Source organism: Rhizobacter sp. Root1221, from assembly GCF_001425785.1.
GTDB lineage: Bacteria > Pseudomonadota > Gammaproteobacteria > Burkholderiales > Burkholderiaceae_C > Rhizobacter.
The window spans coordinates 79,894-101,276 of record NZ_LMDI01000016.1; the positions used below are offsets into that span (position 1 = coordinate 79,894).

Annotated in this window: 26 protein-coding genes and 3 pseudogenes; 10 read left to right on the top strand and 19 right to left on the bottom strand. The window is 67.7% G+C overall.

Annotated elements, in window-relative coordinates; genetic code table 11:
* Positions 1-298 precede the first annotated feature (298 nt).
* The 3 genes from ASC87_RS13790 (at position 299) to ASC87_RS13800 (ending at position 2,192) form a co-directional block, all read left to right on the top strand.
* The gene (locus ASC87_RS13790) at positions 299-943 is read left to right on the top strand and encodes a hypothetical protein (RefSeq protein ID WP_235582165.1); all 645 of its coding nucleotides are present in this window, start codon (positions 299-301) and stop codon (positions 941-943) included.
* A gap of 228 nt (positions 944-1,171) precedes the next feature.
* On the top strand, positions 1,172-1,543 hold the full coding sequence (locus tag ASC87_RS13795; RefSeq protein ID WP_056662597.1) for a cupin domain-containing protein: 372 nt from the start codon (positions 1,172-1,174) through the stop codon (positions 1,541-1,543).
* 142 nt (positions 1,544-1,685) lie between these two features.
* Positions 1,686-2,192 carry a GNAT family N-acetyltransferase gene (locus tag ASC87_RS13800; RefSeq protein WP_369820763.1) on the top strand — a complete coding sequence of 169 codons (507 nt, stop codon included), beginning with the start codon at positions 1,686-1,688 and terminating at the stop codon, positions 2,190-2,192.
* Here the strand turns inward: ASC87_RS13800 and ASC87_RS13805 are convergent.
* Genes ASC87_RS13805 through ASC87_RS13825 form a run of 5 tightly spaced genes read right to left on the bottom strand, consistent with a single transcriptional unit; the run spans position 2,135 to position 5,977 of the window.
* Positions 2,135-2,878 carry a thioredoxin family protein gene (locus ASC87_RS13805; RefSeq protein WP_056662600.1) on the bottom strand — a complete coding sequence of 248 codons (744 nt, stop codon included), beginning with the start codon at positions 2,876-2,878 and terminating at the stop codon, positions 2,135-2,137. The genes ASC87_RS13800 and ASC87_RS13805 overlap by 58 nt on opposite strands.
* Positions 2,875-3,558 (bottom strand): PQQ-binding-like beta-propeller repeat protein, encoded by a 684-nt coding sequence (locus ASC87_RS13810; protein WP_056662602.1) that lies wholly within the window; start codon positions 3,556-3,558, stop codon positions 2,875-2,877. The genes ASC87_RS13805 and ASC87_RS13810 overlap by 4 nt, the downstream gene beginning before the upstream one ends.
* A 48-nt stretch (positions 3,559-3,606) precedes the next feature.
* Positions 3,607-4,827 carry a hypothetical protein gene (locus ASC87_RS13815; protein ID WP_056662605.1) on the bottom strand — a complete coding sequence of 407 codons (1,221 nt, stop codon included), beginning with the start codon at positions 4,825-4,827 and terminating at the stop codon, positions 3,607-3,609.
* A gap of 26 nt (positions 4,828-4,853) precedes the next feature.
* Positions 4,854-5,540, bottom strand: coding sequence for a hypothetical protein (locus ASC87_RS13820; RefSeq protein WP_157604034.1), 687 nt, complete (start codon positions 5,538-5,540; stop codon positions 4,854-4,856).
* Positions 5,541-5,593: 53 nt separating this feature from the next.
* Positions 5,594-5,977: a DUF1801 domain-containing protein gene (locus tag ASC87_RS13825; RefSeq protein ID WP_235582166.1), complete on the bottom strand. Its 384-nt coding sequence runs from the start codon at positions 5,975-5,977 to the stop codon at positions 5,594-5,596.
* A 197-nt stretch (positions 5,978-6,174) separates the two neighbouring features.
* Between ASC87_RS13825 and ASC87_RS13830 the strand changes: the two genes are divergently transcribed.
* The gene (locus ASC87_RS13830) at positions 6,175-6,714 is read left to right on the top strand and encodes a hemerythrin domain-containing protein (RefSeq protein WP_056662616.1); all 540 of its coding nucleotides are present in this window, start codon (positions 6,175-6,177) and stop codon (positions 6,712-6,714) included.
* A 4-nt stretch (positions 6,715-6,718) separates the two neighbouring features.
* Here the strand turns inward: ASC87_RS13830 and ASC87_RS13835 are convergent, their stop codons facing one another.
* On the bottom strand, positions 6,719-7,411 hold the full coding sequence (locus tag ASC87_RS13835; RefSeq protein ID WP_056662619.1) for a PEP-CTERM sorting domain-containing protein: 693 nt from the start codon (positions 7,409-7,411) through the stop codon (positions 6,719-6,721).
* Between the two features lie 109 nt (positions 7,412-7,520).
* A complete protein-coding gene (locus ASC87_RS13840) occupies positions 7,521-7,949 on the bottom strand; it encodes a GFA family protein (RefSeq protein ID WP_056662622.1) in 429 nt (142 codons plus the stop codon).
* Between the two features lie 109 nt (positions 7,950-8,058).
* Here ASC87_RS13840 and ASC87_RS13845 point away from each other — a divergent pair, with 109 nt between their 5' ends.
* Genes ASC87_RS13845 through ASC87_RS13855 form a run of 3 tightly spaced genes read left to right on the top strand, consistent with a single transcriptional unit; the run spans position 8,059 to position 9,576 of the window.
* On the top strand, positions 8,059-8,418 hold the full coding sequence (locus ASC87_RS13845) for a helix-turn-helix transcriptional regulator (protein WP_056662625.1): 360 nt from the start codon (positions 8,059-8,061) through the stop codon (positions 8,416-8,418).
* Positions 8,402-8,905, top strand: a complete 504-nt coding sequence (locus ASC87_RS13850; RefSeq protein ID WP_056662628.1) for an SRPBCC domain-containing protein — start codon at positions 8,402-8,404, stop codon at positions 8,903-8,905. Before ASC87_RS13845 ends, ASC87_RS13850 begins: the two co-directional genes overlap by 17 nt.
* 11 nt (positions 8,906-8,916) lie before the next feature.
* On the top strand, positions 8,917-9,576 hold the full coding sequence (locus tag ASC87_RS13855; RefSeq protein ID WP_235582167.1) for an HAD-IA family hydrolase: 660 nt from the start codon (positions 8,917-8,919) through the stop codon (positions 9,574-9,576).
* Positions 9,577-9,580: 4 nt separating this feature from the next.
* On the opposite strand, the pseudogene ASC87_RS31860 reads toward ASC87_RS13855, so the two are convergent.
* Positions 9,581-9,796 (bottom strand): annotated as a pseudogene (locus tag ASC87_RS31860) (transposase); the annotation flags it as partial.
* Positions 9,797-9,804: 8 nt separating this feature from the next.
* Here ASC87_RS31860 and ASC87_RS33785 point away from each other — a divergent pair.
* Positions 9,805-9,876: pseudogene (locus ASC87_RS33785) on the top strand (hypothetical protein); the annotation flags it as partial.
* Positions 9,877-9,956: 80 nt separating this feature from the next.
* Here ASC87_RS33785 and ASC87_RS33215 read toward each other — a convergent pair.
* A complete protein-coding gene (locus tag ASC87_RS33215; RefSeq protein ID WP_162255160.1) occupies positions 9,957-10,067 on the bottom strand; it encodes a LamG domain-containing protein in 111 nt (36 codons plus the stop codon).
* Between the two features lie 62 nt (positions 10,068-10,129).
* Here ASC87_RS33215 and ASC87_RS33515 point away from each other — a divergent pair, with 62 nt between their 5' ends.
* Positions 10,130-10,255, top strand: a complete 126-nt coding sequence (locus tag ASC87_RS33515; RefSeq protein WP_255358928.1) for a hypothetical protein — start codon at positions 10,130-10,132, stop codon at positions 10,253-10,255.
* A 106-nt stretch (positions 10,256-10,361) separates the two neighbouring features.
* Here ASC87_RS33515 and ASC87_RS31865 read toward each other — a convergent pair whose 3' ends face one another.
* From ASC87_RS31865 to ASC87_RS31870, 5 genes and pseudogenes are all read right to left on the bottom strand, one after another.
* The gene (locus ASC87_RS31865) at positions 10,362-10,538 is read right to left on the bottom strand and encodes a hypothetical protein (RefSeq protein WP_157604035.1); all 177 of its coding nucleotides are present in this window, start codon (positions 10,536-10,538) and stop codon (positions 10,362-10,364) included.
* A 36-nt stretch (positions 10,539-10,574) separates the two neighbouring features.
* On the bottom strand, positions 10,575-12,284 hold the full coding sequence (locus ASC87_RS13860) for an RICIN domain-containing protein (RefSeq protein WP_082568623.1): 1,710 nt from the start codon (positions 12,282-12,284) through the stop codon (positions 10,575-10,577).
* A 133-nt stretch (positions 12,285-12,417) separates the two neighbouring features.
* Positions 12,418-13,086: a DsbC family protein gene (locus ASC87_RS13865; protein ID WP_056662638.1), complete on the bottom strand. Its 669-nt coding sequence runs from the start codon at positions 13,084-13,086 to the stop codon at positions 12,418-12,420.
* Positions 13,087-14,031: 945 nt separating this feature from the next.
* Positions 14,032-14,451 carry a LamG domain-containing protein gene (locus tag ASC87_RS13870; RefSeq protein WP_082568625.1) on the bottom strand — a complete coding sequence of 140 codons (420 nt, stop codon included), beginning with the start codon at positions 14,449-14,451 and terminating at the stop codon, positions 14,032-14,034.
* Between the two features lie 165 nt (positions 14,452-14,616).
* Positions 14,617-15,302: pseudogene (locus tag ASC87_RS31870) on the bottom strand (IS5 family transposase); the annotation flags it as partial.
* Between the two features lie 109 nt (positions 15,303-15,411).
* Between ASC87_RS31870 and ASC87_RS33220 the strand changes: the two are divergent.
* A complete protein-coding gene (locus tag ASC87_RS33220; protein ID WP_235582168.1) occupies positions 15,412-15,609 on the top strand; it encodes a hypothetical protein in 198 nt (65 codons plus the stop codon).
* A gap of 213 nt (positions 15,610-15,822) precedes the next feature.
* On the opposite strand, the gene ASC87_RS13885 is transcribed toward ASC87_RS33220, so the two are convergent.
* The 5 genes from ASC87_RS13885 to ASC87_RS13905 all read right to left on the bottom strand — a co-directional run bounded on the left by ASC87_RS13885 (position 15,823) and on the right by ASC87_RS13905 (position 21,318).
* Complete coding sequence (locus ASC87_RS13885; protein ID WP_056662644.1) at positions 15,823-16,989, bottom strand: diguanylate cyclase; 1,167 nt, start codon at positions 16,987-16,989, stop codon at positions 15,823-15,825.
* A gap of 171 nt (positions 16,990-17,160) precedes the next feature.
* A complete protein-coding gene (locus ASC87_RS13890) occupies positions 17,161-19,383 on the bottom strand; it encodes a hypothetical protein (RefSeq protein WP_056662648.1) in 2,223 nt (740 codons plus the stop codon).
* The gene (locus tag ASC87_RS13895; RefSeq protein WP_157604036.1) at positions 19,373-20,095 is read right to left on the bottom strand and encodes a hypothetical protein; all 723 of its coding nucleotides are present in this window, start codon (positions 20,093-20,095) and stop codon (positions 19,373-19,375) included. The genes ASC87_RS13890 and ASC87_RS13895 overlap by 11 nt, the downstream gene beginning before the upstream one ends.
* A gap of 3 nt (positions 20,096-20,098) precedes the next feature.
* Entirely contained in the window at positions 20,099-20,389 is a 291-nt protein-coding gene (locus ASC87_RS13900) for a hypothetical protein (RefSeq protein ID WP_056662654.1), read from the bottom strand.
* Positions 20,389-21,318, bottom strand: a complete 930-nt coding sequence (locus ASC87_RS13905) for a LysR substrate-binding domain-containing protein (protein WP_056662657.1) — start codon at positions 21,316-21,318, stop codon at positions 20,389-20,391. The genes ASC87_RS13900 and ASC87_RS13905 overlap by 1 nt, the downstream gene beginning before the upstream one ends.
* Positions 21,319-21,383: the final 65 nt, after the last annotated feature.

Consider the following 21,383-nt stretch of genomic DNA (forward strand, 5'->3'; position numbering starts at 1 on the left):
CTCCATCTGCGCCCGCGCCACTTGGAGCGACTGCGTGGACACTCGACGGGTCGAAGCTGCCCGTCGAAGACAGGGACCCAACGGGCGAGGTCCCGACACACGACAGAAGGGTCGCCTGTCATCATCCATCTCACGTTGGGCACCTGGACTTCCCAGGTGGCCGGACGACCTTCCGAAGTGCCTTTATCAAACATTGATGCTTATGCCAAGTCGTCAGCTGTCAGGTGCAGATGCACATTCCGTAGCAGACGTGTTTGATGCGTTGGCAGATCGTCTGCCTCCGCAGCATGAGCGGTGCGTGGCGTATTCAGAAGTTGTTTTATCGAATACAAGAGATCTAAAGAAAATGCTGGCCCAGGGCTCCCTGATTGTTGCCAGCTACAACAACGTCCGGCTCGGAAATTTGGATCGGCACCGCGATTTCTTCGTCACCTGGACGTATGGATCTCTTGGGAGCTTGCTCGTTCTGATGTTAGTCGGAGGCGTGCTTGGAATTCTCGAAGACAGCAATTTCTCGGCAGTCATCACGTTCGGCTTGAGCCTCTTGACGGGACTCGTCTTGGCATTTCGATACTCGCTCGTGCTGCCGCCAATGGCCCAGCAAAGTGTCACCGTAATCAACGGTCAGTCTCGGGAGTTGATTTACGCATGCCGTGAATTCAGTGACCAGCCTCTGGAGCGACTGGTGCGAATCCCACTTGGCGACCTCGTCGTCAAGCTTTCCTGGGGCCAGATCGCCGACCATTCCCCTTCATTCATCGGCGTTTTTCTCTGCGCAAATCCGTCGACCGGAGATGGCAATCAGAATTGGCCCAGCCTTTGTCTGGCCAATCAAAATCACCAATATCCTGCGCCCGCGCCCGAAGAGCTGATTCGCAAAGCAAAGGATTTTTCCGAGACGTTGGGGGCCAGGTATGTCGGATTGGAGCCGTGGGTGGCATGAGGACGAATCGAGCTGCGAGCAATGCCGGCTGGTGCTTGGCGCAGGGGCGTTCATCTTTGGCAAGGCCCGGTGCTCACCGATGAGCAGGTCATCCAAGAGCAGTTCCCGGGTACGGGCCGTGTCTTCAAGTAAAACGAGACCTGACCCATCCATCGAGCGAGCAGCTTCCGCGGGCTTCGTCCGCCTGCAGCCGCCGCTCATGTCAAACGCACACTGGAGGCAATTGCAATGCAAGAAATCGTCTCTCCCGCGAAGGTCGCGGCTACGCTCTCCGAGCACTGGTCGCCACGCGTAGTCGCCGAGCTTGATGACTCGTTCGTGAAGGTGGCCAAGGTGCACGGCTCGCTTGCCTGGCACAGCCACGAAAACGAAGATGAACTCTTCTACATCCTTAAAGGCTCCCTGACGATAGAGATGGAAGACAAGACAGTCGTCCTTCGGGAGGGCGAAGCATTTGTTGTTCCCAAGGGCGTTCGTCACAACCCGATCGCTGAGCATGAATGTCACATCATGCTGATCGAGAGAAAGTCGACGCTCCACACCGGAAGCGAAATCACTGACAAGACGCGCAGCCTCGCCGACCAGCTTCGCCCAGTGTGAGATCCGCGCATGCGATGCCTGACCCTTCCATTGAGCAGACGTCCCGGATCCTTCGGCTTTGTCCCGCTCACGTCAAACGCCAGAGCCGCACACCATGCAACTCCGCCGTTTCCGCCCCGGTGACGAAGCCGCCCTGCACCGCGTGCACTTCTCCGCGGTGCATGTCACCGCCGCGCGCGACTACACACCCGAGCAGCTCGAAGCCTGGGCCTCGTCAGCGCCGGACACTGCCGCCTGGGCTCGGCGCATCCAAGGCATCAACCCGTTCGTCGTGGAGATCGACGGGATCATCGCGGGATATGCCGACGTCCAGCCCACCGGGTACATCGATCACTTCTTCGTGTCGGCCGACTACCCTCGCCAGGGCGTCGGGCGGCTCCTGATGGATCGGATTCACGACGAAGCAGCCCGGCTGGGGCTGAACACACTGACGTCGGATGTGAGCAGGACAGCGCAGCCGTTCTTCGAGCGCTTCGGTTTTCGTGTCATCGAACAACGGCAGCCGGTGCGGCACGGTGTCACGATCCCGAACGCACTGATGCGCAAGGACCTTGGCCGTGAGACGGACCGGCGCGCTGGTTCGGCAACAGTTCAGCGCTTCGCCGAACAGCACGACGACGCCGACGACGCCCCCTCGTACCGATCGTGATGCCGCACCCACGCCATGCCCTCGTGCACCCCCTCGTCGCGGCCCTTCGGCGTGAGGTCCAGCAGCCGGTAGGTGCCCATCATCACCTCCACGCCCCGCCCGTAGGTCGAGTAGGTGTGGCAGACGGCGCCCGTGTCGTCCTTGTAGAACACGCTGACACCGGGGGCTTCGTCCTGCGGAAAGGCCTGCATGCGGTAGTTGTAGTGCACTTGCCCACGCACCCGCTCTTCCGGCGCGAAGGTCACGCCGAAGTCGCGGTTGAAGTCGTTGGCGGCCGAGGACACCCAGTCGAACTGCCACCCCATGCGCTGGCGAAACCGCTCGATTTGCGCGAGCGGCGCCCGCGAGACGGCCACCAGCGTGACGTCGCGCTGCGCGAGGTGCACGTTCATGGCGTCGGTGTGGTCGGCCATGAACGAGCAGCTCGGGCACCCCTGCGCCCACTCGGGCGGGAACATGAAGTGCTGCACCAGCAACTGGCTCCGCCCACCGAACAGATCCGCCAGCGTGCGCGGGCCGGCGAGGCCGTCGAACACGTAGTCTTTCTCGATGCGCACCCACGGCAGCGCACGGCGCTCGCGGGCGATCTGGTCGCCCAGGCGCGTCAACTCCTTTTCACGGGCCAGCAGGGCCTGGCGATCGGTGAGCCAGCGGTCCCTGGTGACGACGGGGTGGTTCGTGCTCATGCGCGCTTCTCCTTCGGGCGCCGCACGGCACGCACCTTGCCGCTCGGCCCGCCGCCGCAGTAGAAGAGCCCGGCCCCGTCGGACTCCAGGCCGCTCACGCCCATGCCCGCCGGCATCTCGAGGCGCTCGAGCACGGTGCCGGTGTCGGGGTCGATGTGGCGGATGTCGCTCTCGTCACCATCCCAGGTGGCGTGCCACAGTTCTCCGTCCACCCAGGTCACCCCGGTGACAAAGCGGTTGGACTCGATGGTGCGCAGGATGGCGCCGGTGGCGGGGTCGACCTGGTAGATCTTGCGTTCGCGGTAGTGCCCCACCCACAGGCTGCCTTCGGCCCAGGCCATGCCCGAGTCACCGCCGTGGCCGGGCGCGGGAATGGACTTCAGCACGTCGCCGGTGGCGGGGTCGATCTTGTCGATGCGCGACTCGGCGATCTGGTAGAGGTGCGTGCCGTCGAAGGCCGTGCCGGCGTCGCTGGCACGGTCGAGCGTGCGGGCCACCTCGCCGCTGTCGGGATCGATGGCCAGCAGCCGGGTGCCGGTGGCGGCCCAGACGCGGTCACCGTCGTGGGTGACACCAGCGATCTTGTCGGCGCCGGCGAAGGGGCCGTATTCGCGCACGATCTCGGCGGCACGCGCGGGGATCTGCGGGGTGGCAGGGGAACGTTCGAGGGTGGTGGGCATCGCGGGGCTCCTGTCGGCGCACTCGGATGCGGCGCCGTGAAACCCAATTTACGTGAACGGCAGCGCAGCGGGGAGTAACAAGATCGTCGTGAATCCGGACAACGGCGGCGACAGCCAGCGTTGCGCACGCGCCCGGCCGATCGAACGCACCCTGCCTTCGGTTTCCAGCTCGGCCAGCGCCCGTTGCACCGTGCGCTGGCTGTCGCCCAGGGCCAGCGCCAGGGCCGACGTGGACCACGCGGCGCCATCGGCCAGCAGCGCCAGCAGCGAGGCCTGCTCGCCGCCGATGGGCGGCACCAGCACGACGACAGTGCGGCCGTCCCGCGGTTGGAGCGCAAAGCCGCGTGCCGTGGCCTCGATGGACGCCAGCGGCGCGACGAGTGCGCGCAACCGGCCGATCTCGACACGCAACCGCGCCCGGTGGGTCTCGTTGGGACGGCCAGTGCGGAACGCACGGGCGATCAAGGCGTGCCGTTCCACGTCACCGGGCCAGGCCTCGGCCAGCGCCCGCAGCAATGCGAACAGAACCGGCCGGCCCGCCAGCGGCCGCCACACCGTGCCGGCCCGCAGGCCGCGGCGGCACGCGTCAACCACCAGCGCGCCCGACGCCATCAGCGCTTCCACCTCGCCGAGGTTCAGCGGCTGCTCACCGCCCTCGTGGACACGCCGGGCGGCGGGGCGGTGCAGTGCGGCAAGCGCCTCGGCCACTTCGGCGAGCAACGCAGGCACACCGGCATGTTCGGCGGCGGCCTGCGCCCGGCCCAGGGCCTCACGGGCCGGTGCGGTGCGCAACGAGCGCAGCGCCAGTTCGGCCGCGGCCAGCTCGGCCACCGCCTGCAGCGCGGGAGGCCCACCGCGTGTGTCGAGGTGGGCCAGCGCGGCCGCGGCCTCGTCCAGCCGGCCGAGCAGCAGCCAACGGCGCAACGCGACGACGTGCGCCTGCAGCGCATTGGCACGGTCCGCTCGCGCTTCGAGCGCGGCCGCCGCGGCCGCCAGGGTGCGCGGCGAACCCCGCAGGTCGCGCATGGCCAGCGCCACCTCGGCTTCGGCCACCACGCAGCGGGCGCGGGCCAGTTCCTCGTGGGACCCGAACCCGCGGGCCGCGCGCCGCAGCAGGTCGCGGGCGCGCGGGTGTTCGCCCAGCTGGGCCATGGCAATGCCACGCAGGGCGAGTGCCGGCGGATCGTCGCGCAGGCCCACGCGCTGGAGGGCACCGAGCACGTCGCCCACCGCGAGCGCACGCGCAGCGGCGGTGATCAGGGAATCCATCGTGACGGGGTTCGCTGCGCCGCCGCTCAGCGCCGGGGCAGGAGCGCCTTGGCCGCTTCGATGCGCAGGGCCAGCGCCACGGAGGGGTCGTTCATGACCTGCAGCAGGAACCGCTCGGGGTCGAAGCCGGGCACCCCTGCGGGACCGGGTGAGCCCTTGGCGGCGGGCGGTGTGGCGGGCTCGAGCCGCGCCGACGCGGCCTCGAAGGCCGGCGCCTTGATGCGGCCGAGGCTGCTGAGCAACGCCGATTGGCCTTCCTCATTGGGCGGGATGTCGAGCCACGGGGTGTCCGCAAACACCGGGGCGAGGTCGGGTGCCACGAACGCGGACCAGTTGCCGGTGTCTCCCTGCGGCGCCGGCACCAGCCGGGCATGTGAGGCGGGTTCCGTGCCCGGCATCAGGCGCAGGCGCCGGGGGGCGACACCTGGCAAGTAACGCGCGCACAACGCCGCCAGGAACGCCTGCGCCTGGGCTGCCGGCAGGGGCGCCTCGAGCGAGAACCAGAGTTGAAGCCCGTCCGTCCCCGACACCGCAATGGCGGGCGCCGGCAGTTCCAGGTCCGCCTGCACCCCGCGCCACACGGCCGACAGCACGTCCCAATCGGCCGGCCCCGTCAGTTCCAGCACCATGGCGCGCACCCTGCCCTGCTCGTCGAGCAGGCTGGCCTCGTCAGCCAGGTAGAGGCGGTGCAACTCGGACTGCAATCGGTTCATGGTGTGGGTGCGGAGATTGGCGAATGGTGTGGGTGCGACTCTACCGCCACGGCTCACCGCAGTGCCGTGGGGTCACCAAGTGACCCGTTCAACGCCACCGCGGCCCGGACCAGGTCGACCACCGTCGAGCGTTCCAATGGTGTGTCCGCCACCAGCACCAGCGTGGCCATCTCGTACTTGCCGCCCGGTTTCAGCCGCGGCTCGATGCCGCGCAGGCGCTGGCCTCGCCAGAACCCCAGCAGCACGCGAGCGGTTTCGGCGCGGATGAGCAGCACCGGCCCGTTCGAGGCGTACACCAGGTGCCCCCAGCGTATGGCCTCCACCAACGGCGCCGTGTGGGCGACGGTGGCACGCAAGGCCGCCACCTGGCGTTGCTGCCATCCGGCGAGCGAGGCCACGTAGGCGTCGGGGCTGGCCGCGGGAACCGATCGGGTCATCGTCATCGCATGGGCACCCCGGCAAGTTCGGCCGGACGTTTCTGACTGCCCGTCCGGAGGAACATCATGCCACCCCGATGCCTGTGCCGCAGGCAAGGCAATTTGCGGCCGGTGCGGCCCGCGCCTATAGTGGTTTGGAAGGGGTACCGGCCCGCCGCGGCCGAACCTCGGACAACCCGGAACGAGGAGAAGCACCAATGCTCGCCGCGGAGTGTGCATGGACGATCCTGCAAGCCGATCACGCGAAGATGCGCCGGCTCCTCGACGCCATCGCGCGTGAGGCGGGAGACGGTCCCTGGCGCGTCGCGGGCCCCGAGCCCGCGCGCCTGAAGGAGTTCATCGACACACTGCGAACCTTCGACCACGTGTCCCACCGGCCCAAGGGCACAGCCTTGCTGGGCGTGCTGCGCGGGCGTTCACCCGACGCCGACCGCCTGCTGGACGAGATGGAACTGGAGCGCGAGGAGGACGACGCAGTGCTGGATCAGGCGCTCGCCCGCCTCGATGCATTCACGCGTGGAGAGACGGAGGCGGGTGCCGAGTGCGCGGCCTTGCTGGCCCAGCACCGCAACCGCGTGTTGCTGCACCTGGACCAGGAAGACACGTTGTTGCGGGCACAGACCGAACAGCTGCTCGACCACGAGGAATGGGCCCACGTGGTGTCGCTCATTTCCACCTCGCTGTACCCGACGGCGAACGCCAACCACCTCGGCGCCGCCCCGGAAAAACCCCGCTGACGAACTACGCTGCGGCAACGGTGCGTGCTGTCGGAAGACCCGTGCCGGCGGCCTTCCGCCGCCGTGCCCACACCAGCACCCCGCCGCCCAGCGCGAACAGCGCCCAGGTTTCGGGCTCGGGTACCGGCGCGGCGATGGCGAGCAAACGGTGCGTGAGGCCCGCCCCGAACCCGACCGCCCAGAAGTTGCCGCTGGGACTGTTGAACTCGTTCCGGATGATGCCGCCGATCGACGAGCCTTCTCCACCGGTATCCACTTGACCGTCTTCGCGGATGGGGATGAGGTCAAGGTCATCCAGCGCAAACGGCAAGCTCAGGGTCAGGCGGTAGCTGAGCGGGTCGTTGGCGTGCGAGCGGCCCAGCAGGAAGGTCATGCTGCTGGATTCGCAGTTCTGGAAGAAGTTGCAAGGCGTGACGATGTCGCGCGAGAGGATGGACCCGCCGGTGCCTTCGAGCACGATGCCGCCGGAGCCATAGGGCAGCTTCATGCCCTCGACGTGGAAGCTGACGATGGCATCGAGGAACGAGCCCCGGCCTTCGGCATCGACGGCGTCAGCGGCCCCGCGGTCGTAGATGATGGACCCGGAGCCGAAGCGGCCGCCCCAACTCAACTCTGCCAACGCCGCGTTGGCGGCCCATGGTGTGGCCAGGGCCAACAGGCTGGCCGCAGCCAGTGCACGTCTCCAGGTCTTGTTCATCGCGAGCCTCCCGGGCCACACCGTGCAACACGGCCCACGGACTGTAGGCCCCGTGCGCACGGCCATCAACCGAACGCAGGACGGACGCAGGGCCATTGGCGCAATGCGGTCAATCAGCGCCCTCGTGCCCAACGTGCTGCGGCAGGCCGTCGCCGATCGTGTACCAGGGCGCCTTCGAGCCCGTGAAGATGTGGGCGGTGGGCCGCAGCGTGGGGGCATCGGTCAGCGAACCCAGCGCCACGTGGACATACTCACCGTCGCGCACGATCGAATAGAGCAGCGAACCGCACACCTTGCAGCGCGCATCGTGGCCCTCGGGCTTGCCGTAGCGCATCAGTTGGTCTTCGCCCTGGGTGACCTGGAACTGCCCGCGCAGGATGCCCCCGAACGGCTTGAACGCCGACCCGGTGGCACGGCGGCAGTTCGCGCAATGGCAGTTGGCTGCGTACGCGAAGGCGTCGGGCACGGTGTAGTGCACGGCCCCGCAGCCGCACCGGCCGGCAAGGGTTCGACGGGGCGGGTCATGGGGGTTGGTCATGAGGCACTCCTTGGAAGGAAGACGCACTTTAGCCGCACGGCCATCGGGTTGACATCGGTCGTGGTCGTTCTTATATTCACATCTGGCTATATTCATAATCATGCATGCAATGGCCCCCGACCAACTGAACCGCGCCTTCGCCGCCCTCGCCGACCCCACCCGCCGCGCCATCGTGGCGCGCCTGGCCTCGGGCGAGGCCACCGTGATGCAGCTGGCCGAGCCGTTTGCGCTGACCCAGCCGTCCATCTCCAAGCACCTGAAGGTGCTGGAACGGGCGGGGCTCATCTCGCGCGGCCGCGCCGCGCAGACGCGGCCATGCCGGCTCGAACCGGCGCCGCTGCAGCACATCGCCCAGTGGGTGGCGGTGTACCGCACGCTGTGGGAAGACAGCTTCGATCGCCTCGATGCCTTCCTGGCATCCACCCAACCCCCGCCCCCGAAAGGAAAGCCCCATGGCCGCCAACGCTGACCCCATCGTGTTCGAGTTGATCCGCCGCTTCAACCACCCGCGCGACACCGTGTGGCAGGCATGGAGCCAGGCCGGCCAATTGCAGCGGTGGTGGGGGCCCGCGGGCTGCACCATCGAGGTGGTCCTCTTCGAGTTCCGGCCGGGCGGCTTCTTCCACTACGGCATGACCTTCGACCAGGCGCCCACCATGTGGGGCCGCTTCAACTACCGCGAGATCGCGGGGCCCGGGCGGCTGGTGTGGCTCAACTCGTTTGCGAACGCGCGCGGTGGCATCGCCCGCGCGCCCTTCGCCGACAGCTGCCCGCTCGAGATCCAGAACACCGTCACGTTCACCGAGCAGGCGGGGGTCACCACGGTCACGCTGCAGGCGCAGCCGTTTGGCGAACTCCCCGCGGAACGACAATACTTCGACGACTTGCAGCCGTCGCTCGAACAAGGGTACGGCGGCACCTTTGATCGCCTGGCCAATCACCTCACCTCCCGATGAGCCTTCCACCCGTGCAACCTGCCCTGTTCCCCGACCGCCGCTTCGCCGCCTTCCTGTTCGACATGGACGGCACCCTCCTCACCTCCATCCGGGCCTCCGAACGTGTGTGGTCCGCCTGGGCCCGCGGGCACGGGGTCGACGTCGAGGCCTTCCTGCCCACCATCCACGGCAAACGTGCCATCGAGACCGTGCGCCAGCTCGGCCTGCCCGGCATCGATGTGGAAGCGGAAACGGCCATCATCACCCGCGGGGAGATCGCCGACGTCGACGGGGTGGAACCCATTGGCGGCGCGGCGGCGTTCCTCGCCTCGCTGCCGCCAGGCCGGTGGACCATCGTCACGTCCGCGAGCCGCGAGCTGGCCGAACGCCGGCTGGGTGCAGCGGGCCTGCCGGTGCCACCCGCGATGGTGACGGCCGAAGACGTCACCCACGGCAAGCCCGCGCCCGACTGCTTCCTGCTGGCCGCGCAGCGCCTGGGCGTGCCCATTGCCGACTGCCTGGTGTTCGAGGACGCCCCCGCCGGCATCGCCGCGGCGGAAGCGGCGGGCGCCTCGGTGGCGGTGATCACCGCCACCCACACGCACCCCGTCGCCACGCGCCATCCCGTGCTGCCCGGCTACCACACCGTGGTGTGCCAGTCCACGGCCACCGGCGGGCTGGCGTTTTTCTAGGGCCCTACTGCACTAGCCCGGATATTTCATCAAGACGGCCGTGGGGCCGGTGGATGGGGGTTGCGGTTGCCGAGGGCTTCAGTGGGTGCTGCGCTGCAAGCAGCAGCCTGACGCGGCGGGTGTTGCGTACGACGGCCGCTCCGATCTTGAGCAGCCCGGTTCGGATGGTGGCGGTTTAGGCCCGCTCCAGTTCCGTACCGGTCAGCGCGATGCGCCGCAGGGCTTCAGGTGCTCAACGCCATCCTGTATGTCGCTGAGCATGGCTGCAAGTGGCGCGGCCTGCCCAAGCGCTTTGGCAACTGGCACACGATCTACACGCGCATGAACCGATGGGCGAAGTCGGGCGTGCTGGATCGGGCCTTCGAGCAATTGCAGCGAGCTCAGGCCAGGGCCGGAACCGCGGTGGCGTCGAGCGCGTTGCGCCAGATCCGGAAGTCGCCGATGCGGCCGTCGAACCCCGGATCCGGCGTGAACTGCGACCGCCCGATCAAGTTGTTGGGCGTGTGGGGCCCGTGCCTGCGCGGGCCGTCAGCATCAAGTCGGAATCCCGGCGATGGCTGCCAACCGGGTGACCTTCATGCGCATCCTGGACCGCACGACCAACAACACGAACCCCAAGATCATCGCCGGCATTGTGCTCATGCACGTGATTCGCAAGGGCCAGTGGGCCGGCCCCTAAGGCCAGGTCATGTCCTCACTAGAGCTGTTCTACAGCCTGGCCTTCTGACTTCCGCCTCGCCCCCGCCTCAGGTCCATTGCTCTCTGCCATTGCGACAGAGCCAGGATCAGAGCCCGCCGCCGCCGCGGCCCTCGCTCAGGTAGTCGCTGATCAGGGAAAGCTGCTGGGCGTTGGTCTCGCGCTTCCAGGCCGGGCCCTGCGCATAGTCGGTGAGCACGTGGACTTCCACCGGCTTGCCGGAAGCCTTGGCCTTGTCGACAAACAGCTGCGACGCGCCGGCCATGCCGTCAGGGTCGGCACGGCCGGCGCAGCCGATGCGTCACTTCATCGAGACGCCGCCCTGGCTGTAGTACTTCTTCGCAAGATTCACCATGTATCCGCCATCCGTTCCGGTGTGCGTCTGGTGCGACTCGCCAGCACCGAACTGGATCGCGAACACGTGCGCGTTCTGCAGGTCCGTCATCCGATTGAAGATGTACCAGACCTTGTTGTCCTGCCAATGGTTGTCATAGTTCGTCATGTTCATGTTGCCCAGGGGAACCTGCCACAGCTGCATGGGCTTGCCGATGGTTTCGGTCACGAGCTTGATCATGGCGACGTACTTGTTCCACTTCGCGTCGTCCCATACGTAGCTCTTGCCGTTCCACGACTGGTTCCGTACGGCCCATTCGGCGTCGCGGTCCGTCACGTCGGTCGCGAGGAAGTCGCCCTTGCCCGCACTGAGCTGCTGGTAGTACTTGGCGCACGCCTTGGGCCCGCTCGTGGCCGTATCGTCATCCGCCCAGTCCCAGCAGGTGAAGTGCAGCCCCACCGTGGAATTGGGTGCATAGGCGCGGGCCATCTTGATCAGGCAGCTCGTCATGCCCGCCACGCTGTTCTCCTCGGACGCGCAGTCGGTCTGGTTGGCAGCCTGCACCTGGGCCGGCACGAAGTGCGGATCATTGGGGTGGTCGCCGGTCTTGTTGCGCACGAAGCCCCAGAAGTCGGGTTCCAGGTGGATCATGGTGCGGCTCTTGCCGATCTTCTGCAGGAAGAACCGGTAGTCATCCATGTAGCCCTTCAACAGCGTCTTGTTGTTGATGGCGCCCTTGTAGTTCTTGTGGCCGTCGGTGCCGGCGTACAGCTTCTCCAGGGCCCCTTGCGCAATGCCGATGTCCTCGGCTGAGTACCAAACGTATTGCTGGATCACGGGGTGATCCGAAGTGCCCCTCGGGTGGGCATTGGCATAGGTGATCTGCAATCCGGACGAGTTGTCCCATTGGCTCGACCCCCAGCAACCCCACCAGTTGTTCGCGTCGCAGCCTGACTCGCACTTTTCATAGCACGCGGCGCGCGGCGCCGGCTGGCTGTGGATGTACTGGTAGGACACGTCGAACGGCGCGCTCTTCAGGTCGTCGTCGCTGACCTGCCCGCCGATGAGGATCTTGGTGCGGCCCATGAAGCTGCCGAAAGATCCGGTCGTCGTGCTGCTGCCGCTGCACTTGCCGTCCACCGGATTGAAGTACCAGTTCTGCCGCCCGGAACCCGGCGAGTGCTGCGTCAGGGGCGTGCCCGCCGAGTCGTTGGCAGCCGTCAGGAGCTTCTTCGACTGGTTCGACGTGATCGTGTAGCTGCCCCCCGCCGCGGAGATCAGCCATTGCTGGTTGGGATTGCCCGTATAGGCCCACTGCTTGATCGGAGCGTTCTCGCTGGAGTCGAAGTTGTACAGGTCGAGCGCGGAGCCGCTGTGCGCCGCGACCATCGTCCAGATGCCGTTGTTCAACTCCTTCAGCGTCCACTGCTGGTTGGCCTGCCCGTTGCCATGCCACAGGAAGACGGTCGTCCCGTTGTCCTTGGAGTACCCGTGCACGTCCACCTGCAGGCCGCTGTCCTTGTTGACGACGTAGTACTTGTTTCCGCTGACCGGCGGGTCGCTGCAGTTCGCCGCGCTGGCGGCGCCTGCGACACACAGGCCCGCCGCGAACATGGCAATGCGTGCAAGGGCCGCATGGCCCCGGCCCGTCGTCGGAAGTGGATGTCGTTCATTCATGGCTTGTACGGTCCTCGTTCATTACGGAGTGAGCTCGAACAGGTTCGGCTTCCGGCGGCCGATTCGCGCTGTCCCAGCGGATTCATCGTATTTGTGGACTCGCGGCAAGACATGATGGAACAATGATCAGTGGTTACGGTTTGTGCATGGACCCGAATTCGGCCAGTTCGCGTTCCAGCTGCAGCGCGCCCAGTGCGCCGCTGGTCCGCGTGCCGTTCTCGAAGACGAGCGTCGGCGTGCCCCGGATAGAATGCTTGTTGCGCAGCGCCAGGTTGCGATCCAGCGCACTCGTGTCGCAGTCGGGCCGGGCGGCCGGCAACTTGCCCTCGCGCATCCAGGCATCCCAGGCCGCGCCCCGGTCCTCGGCACACCAGATGGCTTTGGCCTTTTCCATCGAGCCAGGCCCCAGGATCGGCATGAGAAAGGTATAGACGGTGACGTCGTCGCGCCCCCGCAGCGTGGCCTCCAACTGCTTGCAGTACGGGCATTCGGGGTCGGCGAAGACCGCGAGCTTGCGCGTGCCCCGGCCACGCATGGAGACGACGGCGTCCTGGATCGGCAAGCTGGCGAAGGCGAGGTTCGAGAGCTTCGCGATGCGGGCTTCCGTCAGGTTCATCTGCGTGCGGGTGTCGAGGATCTCGCCGCGCACGATGTAGTCGCCGTGCCGATCGGCATAGAACACCGACGTGCCCGACCGCACCTCGTACAGCCCCTCGATCGGCGAGGGGGTCACCGCGTCGACGACGACCGACGGCGGCAGGCGCGCAGCCAGCGCCTTGCGGATCTCGGCCTCCTGCGCCATGGCGGCGTGGGCCAGAGTACCCAGGCCGATAACGAGCCCGAGCCGGCGCGCGATCGATCGGACCCTGCACGACGCGGCCCGCGTGCGATGAATGTGTGGCATTGCTGTACTCCTGCGTGGGCTCACGCAGCGCACTGCGCACCACGTTTGCATGCGGCCATGGTGGCCCGGAACGGTACGCGAGTCATGACGGCGGCATGACCATTGCCGCGCGGCGATCGGGAAGGCCGCGAACTCGTGCAGGTACTGCTCAATGAAATGGCTGGTGTGATGTGATGTTGTCGTTCGCGCTCTGCCGTGGCCGATCCGCTGAACTACCAGCCAACGAGAATGCTCCAGCAACGACGCGCAGCGTCCTCGACCCAAAGCATTCGCTCTTCTGCTGGTTTCGAGAGGAGCTCCGCAGCCACATCGCTCAGCGGTCGTCTTGTAGAGACCTTCGCTTTTCCGCAACGCAGTTCTCGGACCGTCAAGTGGCCGAGATCAGGATCCATCCTCCATCGCCTGCGACTACCCCGACTTCCCCAACCACTTCGGCTTCTTTCTGTCGCTGGCCGGCATCTCTACCGTCGACCCATTCGTGAGCGCGCTCGTCGATGACGAGCCACCTGGTTTCCGACCGATTGGCCCGCTGTCCTGGCGTGGCATGGAGGCAAACGGCATACGCTAGCGTTGGATGTTGCGTGCCGTGGACTGCGGTGCACTTCGAGCTCTCGACCGCATCCGCAGATGTTGCCGATCAGTTCACAGTAGCAGCCAGACTCGGCGAAGGCCGCCTGAGAAGAACCTCTCGGCTGAAGATCAAAAGCTGAACTTCGAAGAGATTGTCAAGAACACGTTCCGAGGCTCCGAACTTTGCCATTCGTATCAACTCCGACTGAATCCAAACGACTCGGACCACCAGTGCATGATCTCCCGCAACGCCTCGACAGCCCGGCCGCCTGATCAGGCCGCGGCCAGGGCCGCGACCGCGGTGGCGTCGAGCGCACTGCGCCAGATGCGGAAGTCGTTGAACCGGCCGTTGAACCCCGGATCCGACACGAATTGCGACCGTCCGATCCAGTTGTTGGGCGTGGGGCCTACCTGCGCCGGCGTCAGCGCCATGTCCGTGTTCACGCCGGCGGCGAGACCGTCGACGTACAGGGTCGCCCTCCGTCCCGACAGCGTCACCGCGAGGTGCACCCAGCGGCCGATCGGCGGGGCGGCGGTGCTCTCGACGAACTGCTCGCCGTAGGTGCCGCTGACGGTGATGGCGAAGCGGAGCAGGCCCGACCGCGAGCGGCGGGCCAGCATCAGGTAGCGGCCGGTGCCCGAGCCGAACCGATCGGTAACGAATCTATCAATGGATGGTGCCGCAGTGGTCACAGCGCGATGATCATTTGATGACCAATGGTGTCAGGACGTACGGCGCCGAAACCGTGAACAACTGCGTGCTGCGGAGCTGGCCGCTGGCACACACCGACGCTTCGGCAGGCACTGCTCTCCCATCATTCGCGAACGCTTCGCTCTTATCGCCGACGGCTTGCGCTAGATGCGGCGATAGCCCTTGAGCCGGCGGAACAACCGCTCGACCTCGTTGCGACGCTTGTACATCTCGCGGTCGTATTCCCAGGGCTCAACGCGAGTTCGCAGCGGTGGCACAACGGGAGTGAAGCCCAAATCAAGCGCCAACTGGCGGGTCTCGTTGCCTTCATAGGCGCGATCCATGGGCAAGTGCAAGGGGCGATTCGGCGCCCCGAGCCTCTTGAGCAACTCGCGACCTTCTGGCGCATCGTGCGCTTGCCCAGGTGACAGCGAGAAGGTTATGGCCGTGCGCGCGTCCGCCGCGAGGAGGTGGATCTTGGTGTTCCACCCTCCACGGGATTTGCCGATAGCCTGCGGACCGTTTTTTTTGGCACGCCGGTGCCATCTGGGTGCACCTTCACGCTCGTGCTGTCCAACGACACCGCTTCGACTTCGATCTTGATCTGCACGACCTGAGCGCGCTGCAATTGCTCGAAGGCCCGATCCAGCACGCCCGACTTCGCCCATCGGTTCATGCGCGTGTAGATCGTGTGCCAGTTGCCAAAACGCTTGGGCAGGCCGCGCCACTTGCAGCCAAGCTCAGCGACTTACAGGATGGCGTTGAGCACCTGCAGATTCGTCAGACTGACGTTGCCGCGCTGCCTTGGCAGACAGTGCTTGACCTTCTCGAATTGGGCTGCTGTGATCTCCATGCGATCACTGTCGCATTCAAATTGCTTCAGCGCAATTAGTGTCCACAGACCCTAGTTCACAGTCAACCGCCAAGCGAACCGCTTCAGCGCTTTCATGGAGGAACGCCACGTGGCCACAGTCGAAATCCTCAATGCAGATAAGAAGCCCAGACAAGACACCGAGATGTGGGTTTTCACAGTGAACGTTGACGGGCAGGTCGGGTACTTCACCGCCGGTTTTCCTCTGGGCACCTCGGAGGAACGTGCCAGGAGAGCAGTCGTCACGGCGCTTGAAGACAATCCCGGAGACTTAGAGGGATCAGTGTAAACCGACGCCGATGACGGCGACACCGATGACGCCGAGGGCGATGACGACGGCGGCAGCGGGGACGGCAGCGAAGATGCAACCGATGACCCAGACCAAGGGGATGGTGTAGGCAGCAACCCGAGCCGCGGACTGCAAATCGCCAGGGCATTCGCGAGGGCACTCGCTTCGAGACGGAACCGGCCGTCCCGTCCCCAGCGTCGGGCCTGGTTCCTACTAGGCCAGGGCTGGATCGAGAAACGGCCGCACGCCGTTGCGGCCAGCCGCCTTCGCCTGGTAGAGCGCAAGGTCGGCCTGCCGGGTGCCGACGTCCCAGTCGGCCTGTCCCGGCACGCAGCGCGACACCCCCACGCTCACGGTGCACGTGACGTGCTCGACGCCCCCGGCCGCAGCCACCCGCAACTGCCCCACCCGTTCGTTCAGCCGCTGGGCCAGTGCAAGCGCCACGGCGGGCTGTGCGCCGGCACAGCCCACGAGGAACTCCTCGCCACCCACCCGTGCCACGAAGTCCTCCGCGCGCAGTTGTGACACCAGCGTGCGCGCCACGGCCTGGAGCAGCAGGTCGCCGGTGGCATGCCCGAACGAGTCGTTCACGCGCTTGAAGTGGTCGATGTCGACGAGCAGCACCGTGAGTGGCGGTGCGTCACGGCGCTCGAAATGGCGTGTGACACGCTCGTCGAGGCCGTTGCGGTTGAGCACGCCGGTCAATGCGTCGCGGGTGGCCTGGTCGGCCAGCTGGCCGTTGAGCCGCAAGAACAGCATCCACACGAGCGTGAGCCCCACCACCACCGCGGCGAGCGACGCGTAGACGTAGAAGACCTGCGCGAGGACACCGTGGAAGGCCACGCCCATGCCGTCGCCATGGATGCTGCGCGACCGCACCAGCGCCAGCACACACATGCCGCCAAGGACCGAGGCCAGCAGCCGGAGCGGCGCGCGCAGCGGCGCCGGTTGGCGGCGCAATTCAACAACAATCAGACCCACCATCAACCCGTACAGGCACCCGATGGAGAGGTTCAGCACGGTGTGGCGGGCGCGCGGGCCACCGGCCCAGGCCGCGGCCGCCTCGCTCACCACCAGCACGGCGAGCAGGCCCACCGTGAACTGCCAGCGCCAGACGCGCCGGCCCACGAACTCGCGCAGGCCATCGCTGAACAGCAGCACGGCCAGCAGCATCATGCCGTCACCGAGGAGGCCGGCCGCGTCGACGGCCTCGGCGCCGGCGAAGAGCCGCCCGAGGTAAGCCAGGCCGAACAGGCAGCTCGCGACCCACCACCGCCCGAGGCCAGGCGCATCGGGCATCAACCGCCAGACGAAAAACATCAGGGCGCCGCTGCCCACGAGGTGGACGGCGAGCATGATGATGACGGTGAAGGGATCCATGAGGCGGCCTGGGCAGGCGCCATTGTCACCATGGGCGCCGCGGTTTCGTGTCAGCGGGGGCTGCAGCGCACGAGGGCGTGAAGTACGACCGAAGTCCGTGGGGTCCCTTGGTCGTCCGCGCCGCCGCCGTCATCACGGAACGACCGGATGGAGCCGGCCCCGCGGCGTTGCCTACTTCGCCACCAGGCGCTCCGCATCGCGCTTCACCGCGGCCGCCTCGGGATGCGGGCAGGCCTCGGTGGCGGTGGACTGGGCCACGAGTTTCATCAGCGAGGCGAGGTTGGGCTCGTTCGGGTGGCGGCGCGCGTAGTCGAGGGACTGGCGCGCGAACCACTGGGGGCCGCTGCCGAGCTTCGCGAGCTGGGCCAGTTCGGCGTCGCGGCGGGCCGGGTCGGAGCCCAGCGTGACGGGGATCAGGCGCTGCACGCGTTGCACCTTCTCGAGGCCCCGGGCATCGAACCAGCACCAGGCGTCACCCGCCGTGCCTTGCCGGCGCGCCAGTGCAAACTGGGCGAGCGGTGCCCGGAAGGCCAGCGGCGACACACCTGCCCGCACCGCGGCCACCAGCACCACGTCGTGCTTGTCCTCGGGCGCCGTCTTGCCGAGGTAGGCCTCGAGGATGCCCCGCAGCGTGGGCACGACACCCAGCGCCACGCGGGCGGCCTGGTCGGCGGTGTCGAACTGGTCGAGCAGGTCGGCACGGAACCATGCCGCCACCGCGAGCTGGCGCTGCAACGGCACCGGCGTGGCGGGCGCCTGGGCCAGTGCCAGCATGTCCTTCACGGTGAGGCGCCGGTTGAGCAGCTCGTCGCCGTCGGCCCCGATGTCCACCACGTTGACGCTGCGTGCCGCCTTGTAGCTGCGCACCAGGTGGGGCGTGGCGGCGGCCAGGTCGGGGCTCAGCGCCACGCGCAGCTGCTTCAGCAGGTTCGCGCTGCTGCGGTCCTTCGGGGCGCTGGCCAGCGCCCCGTCCACCAGCGCGCGGGCGCTGTCGAGCCGGCCCGACTCGCGCATCACGCGGGCCGCGTGGTAGCGCAACGTGAGCCAGCCCACCGCGTTGTCGTCGACCCGCAGCGCCGCCTCGACTGCACCGATGTTGGCCGCGGTGACCTTGGGCGCCGTCACCAGCGTGGCCACGAGCCACACGTGGGCGCCGGTGCGTTTCCACTCGTCGAGTGCGTGGGCGTGTTCGTCGTCGCAGCGCCCCGTGAAGTTGGGCGACGCCGGGTTGTCGACGCAGCCCTGCACGGTGCGGATCCAGTCGAAGTACACCGCACGCTGGCGCAACGGGGTCACGTCGGGCCCGGGCGGGCCGAAGTCCAGCAGCCGGTCGCCCAGGTCCTCCCAGTTCGACAGCACACCATGGGTGTACGGGTTGCGGTCGAGTTTCTCGAGTTCCGCACCGTACAGGCCGTAGGCGCGCCACGGGTCCAGCATGCTCACCGCCTGCCGCAACAACGCGCGGATGGCCGGGTGCATCGCAGCCAGGTCCGGGTTGTCCAGCATCGCCACCGCGCGGGTCTCGATGGCGGTCATCGCGGCGCGGCGGCGCTCGTTGTGCACCTTCGCGGCCGCCGAGATCGCGGCCTGCTTGTCGGCCGCCGGCAGGCTGCCCCGGTTCAGTTCGCCGAAACGGCGCTCCCACACCATGTCGAGCGAGGCATCGCGCAGCGTGGCGCGCAGGCTGGCGAGCGCCGCCCAGCCGCGCAGCGGGTGATCCTTCACGTCGGCGATCTGCGCGAACCCGGCCTGCGCCTGGGTGTACTGGCCCCCGTAGAACTGCGCGGCCGCCTCCTGGTACTGCCGCAGTTGCCGCAGCCGGGCCGGTGCACCGGCATCGAGCGGCGCAGGCACGGCGGGGCTGCCGGGTGTGCCGGGCACGTGGGTGCAGAACTCGAACACGCTGTCCTGCGCGTCGAGCCACTGGCGCACCTCGCGCGCACCCACGTCGCGCTTGAGGTCGGCAAGCGTCTGCGTCGCGAGCTCGAAGGCGCCCGGCGTGCAGTTGATGAACGAGCCGAGGCTGTCCTGCGCCTGCAGCCGGTACAGGTCGATCTCCCGCCGGGGGGCTTCGCCCTTGATCGCCTTGCGCGCCTCGAGCCAGGCGGCGAGCGCCCCTTCCTGGTCCCGCGCGTTGCGCTGCCACTTGTGGTCTTCGCCGGCCACGGCCGCACGGCCGAGGGACAAGGCCCGGAACGCCTCGTACAGCGGCGCGCGGGCATAGCTCGTCAGCACGATGCCCAGGTCGCCCTTCGCGAAACGCTCCGCGTCGTCCGGGCGGCCCCGGGACACGAACGGGTCCATCGGGTCGCCCACGGTGAACGGCTGGGCCGTGGCGGAGAACGTCGCGGCGGCGGCGAGCAGGGCTAGCAGCCCTCGGGAATCAAGTCGCATGGCGGGCAGGTGTGGGCAAGGGAGTGGACCAGTTCCGTTCATGGAACCAGTAGCGGCGGGTGTAGCGGTCGAACACGGGGGACGCGGGCATCTCCTGCACGGCAAACCCGACGGCGGGCCCGCGGCAACGGGCATGCAGGCGCTCGGGGTTGTGCAGCCACAGGCGCCGCCAGTCTTCCGATTCGGGGCCCAGGCGGTACAGCATGGGCACCACCTCGTCGGCCTCGATGCGGTCGAGCCAATCGCCCTGGCGGCACCACGACGCCAGCGCGGTGACGCTCAGCTTCAGCGTGCGAGGCAGGAGCCGCCGGGCGTCGGCCACCAGCGCCAGGTAGGCCTCGCGCTGGCGGGGCGGCGCTTCGAAATCGAGCTGCACCGTGCCCGAACTGGCACGGGGCGCGTAACGTTGCAGTGCGGCGAGCACCGCGTGGCGCTGGGCCGGGGTGAAGACCGCCCCGCTGCCCGCACCGGCCTGCACGTGGACCACGGGGGTGACCGCCACGCCCGGCGCCATCACGAGCGCTTGCATGCGCGGCCGGCGGACCACGCCGTGGCCCTGCAGCACCACGGTCTCGACCAGCACCGCGGCCTCGCGCAGCGGGCCCGGTGGCGCGCCACTCGTGGGCCAGATCCAGGCGATGTCGTCGGCCGCATGGGCCGTGGCGCCGGCAAGCAGCGCAAGCCCTGCCACCCACGCGGCCCGGGCTGCCAACGTTCAGCCCGCCTCGGGGTGGTCGGCCTGCAACCAGCGCACGAGGCCGGCCTTGTCGGCCACCATGTCGAGCGCGTCGTCGTCGAGGGCAATGAAGTTGGGCTGCACGCCTTCAGCCTCGCCGGCGAGGAACGAGTGGGCGTCCTGGAAGCAGTGCCGCGACGGGGAGTTTTCATCGAGCGCGGCCACGCCCATGTAGATGAACGACCCGATCGACGGCACCGTGAGCTTTTCGTCGACGAATCCGACGACGAAGTACGGTTGACCGATCACCAGGTTCGAGTGCCAGCGCATCAGGGAACTTTCGACAGTGGGGATTGGGCGGCATTGTCGCCTGCGGACGCCATTTCGTGGCGCACCCACGCGAGGAAATCGGCACGCCGCGGGTCGCCGTCGAACGGCGCCATGGACAGCATCACGTAGGCCGAGCCGTCGGCCACGAACCCGAACGGCGCCACGAGCCGGCCGTCGCGCAGGTCGTCGGCCACCATCCACGCCGACCCGATGGCCACGCCGAGGCCGGCGGCCGCGGCCTGGAGGCTGAGGTAGAAGTGTTCGAAGTGGGTGGTGGTGTCCGACACCACGGTGTGCCCCGACCGCTGGCGCCAGCGCGCCCAGGCGTTCGGCCGCGTGCGCGAATGCAGCAGCGTCACGGGCAGCCCCTTGCGAAGGGCCTTGGCCAGCGCCGGCAAGCAGACCGGCCCCACCTGCTCGGCCACCACCCGCTCGGCGTGGCAGCCGTCGTCCCAGCGGAAGTCGTCACGGCGCAGGGCCACGTCCACCCGGTCGCGGGTGAAATCGACCGGGCCGCCGGCGGCCAGGAGGTGCACCTCGTGCCCTGGATGCTGCATGCGGAACGCCGGCAGCCGCGGGATCAGCCAGCGCATGGCCAGCGTGGGCTCGCACGACACCACGAGCGGCGGCGCCCCCATGGGCGCACGGACGCGGCGCACCGCCTCATCCAGCGTGGCCATGGCCGCGTCACAGGCCTCGAGCAGCACATCGGCCTGCGGCGTGCGGAATACCGCCCGGTTGCGGCGCTCGAACAACGGCACCCCGAGCATCGCCTCGAGCTGGCTGACCTGCCGGCTCACCGCGCCATGGGTGACATGCAGTTCGCCTGCGGCGCGGGTGAAGCTCTCCAGCCGCGCCGCGGCCTCGAACACCCGCAGGCTGTTGAGGGGTGGCACGCGGCCGTCAAACGGTGATTTTTTCTCACGCATGCGGGTGAGGATATCTCGATATTCAACCTTTGTAGCGTCCGGAACAATCGGTGACCTCGCATCAC

Bases quoted from the DNA above. Each gene is read 5' to 3' on its own strand.
- ASC87_RS13795 (WP_056662597.1), top strand. From the start codon at position 1,172: ATGCAAGAAATCGTCTCTCCCGCGAAGGTCGCGGCTACGCTCTCCGAG.
- ASC87_RS13805 (WP_056662600.1), bottom strand. From the start codon at position 2,878: ATGAGCACGAACCACCCCGTCGTCACCAGGGACCGCTGGCTCACCGAT.
- ASC87_RS13810 (WP_056662602.1), bottom strand. From the start codon at position 3,558: ATGCCCACCACCCTCGAACGTTCCCCTGCCACCCCGCAGATCCCCGCG.
- ASC87_RS13815 (WP_056662605.1), bottom strand. From the start codon at position 4,827: ATGGATTCCCTGATCACCGCCGCTGCGCGTGCGCTCGCGGTGGGCGAC.
- ASC87_RS13820 (WP_157604034.1), bottom strand. From the start codon at position 5,540: ATGAACCGATTGCAGTCCGAGTTGCACCGCCTCTACCTGGCTGACGAG.
- ASC87_RS13825 (WP_235582166.1), bottom strand. From the start codon at position 5,977: ATGACCCGATCGGTTCCCGCGGCCAGCCCCGACGCCTACGTGGCCTCG.
- ASC87_RS13830 (WP_056662616.1), top strand. From the start codon at position 6,175: ATGCTCGCCGCGGAGTGTGCATGGACGATCCTGCAAGCCGATCACGCG.
- ASC87_RS13835 (WP_056662619.1), bottom strand. From the start codon at position 7,411: ATGAACAAGACCTGGAGACGTGCACTGGCTGCGGCCAGCCTGTTGGCC.
- ASC87_RS13840 (WP_056662622.1), bottom strand. From the start codon at position 7,949: ATGACCAACCCCCATGACCCGCCCCGTCGAACCCTTGCCGGCCGGTGC.
- ASC87_RS13845 (WP_056662625.1), top strand. From the start codon at position 8,059: ATGGCCCCCGACCAACTGAACCGCGCCTTCGCCGCCCTCGCCGACCCC.
- ASC87_RS13850 (WP_056662628.1), top strand. From the start codon at position 8,402: ATGGCCGCCAACGCTGACCCCATCGTGTTCGAGTTGATCCGCCGCTTC.
- ASC87_RS33515 (WP_255358928.1), top strand. From the start codon at position 10,130: ATGGCTGCCAACCGGGTGACCTTCATGCGCATCCTGGACCGCACGACC.
- ASC87_RS31865 (WP_157604035.1), bottom strand. From the start codon at position 10,538: ATGGCCGGCGCGTCGCAGCTGTTTGTCGACAAGGCCAAGGCTTCCGGC.
- ASC87_RS13860 (WP_082568623.1), bottom strand. From the start codon at position 12,284: ATGAATGAACGACATCCACTTCCGACGACGGGCCGGGGCCATGCGGCC.
- ASC87_RS13865 (WP_056662638.1), bottom strand. From the start codon at position 13,086: ATGGCGCAGGAGGCCGAGATCCGCAAGGCGCTGGCTGCGCGCCTGCCG.
- ASC87_RS13885 (WP_056662644.1), bottom strand. From the start codon at position 16,989: ATGGATCCCTTCACCGTCATCATCATGCTCGCCGTCCACCTCGTGGGC.
- ASC87_RS13890 (WP_056662648.1), bottom strand. From the start codon at position 19,383: ATGCGACTTGATTCCCGAGGGCTGCTAGCCCTGCTCGCCGCCGCCGCG.
- ASC87_RS13900 (WP_056662654.1), bottom strand. From the start codon at position 20,389: ATGCGCTGGCACTCGAACCTGGTGATCGGTCAACCGTACTTCGTCGTC.
- ASC87_RS13905 (WP_056662657.1), bottom strand. From the start codon at position 21,318: ATGCGTGAGAAAAAATCACCGTTTGACGGCCGCGTGCCACCCCTCAAC.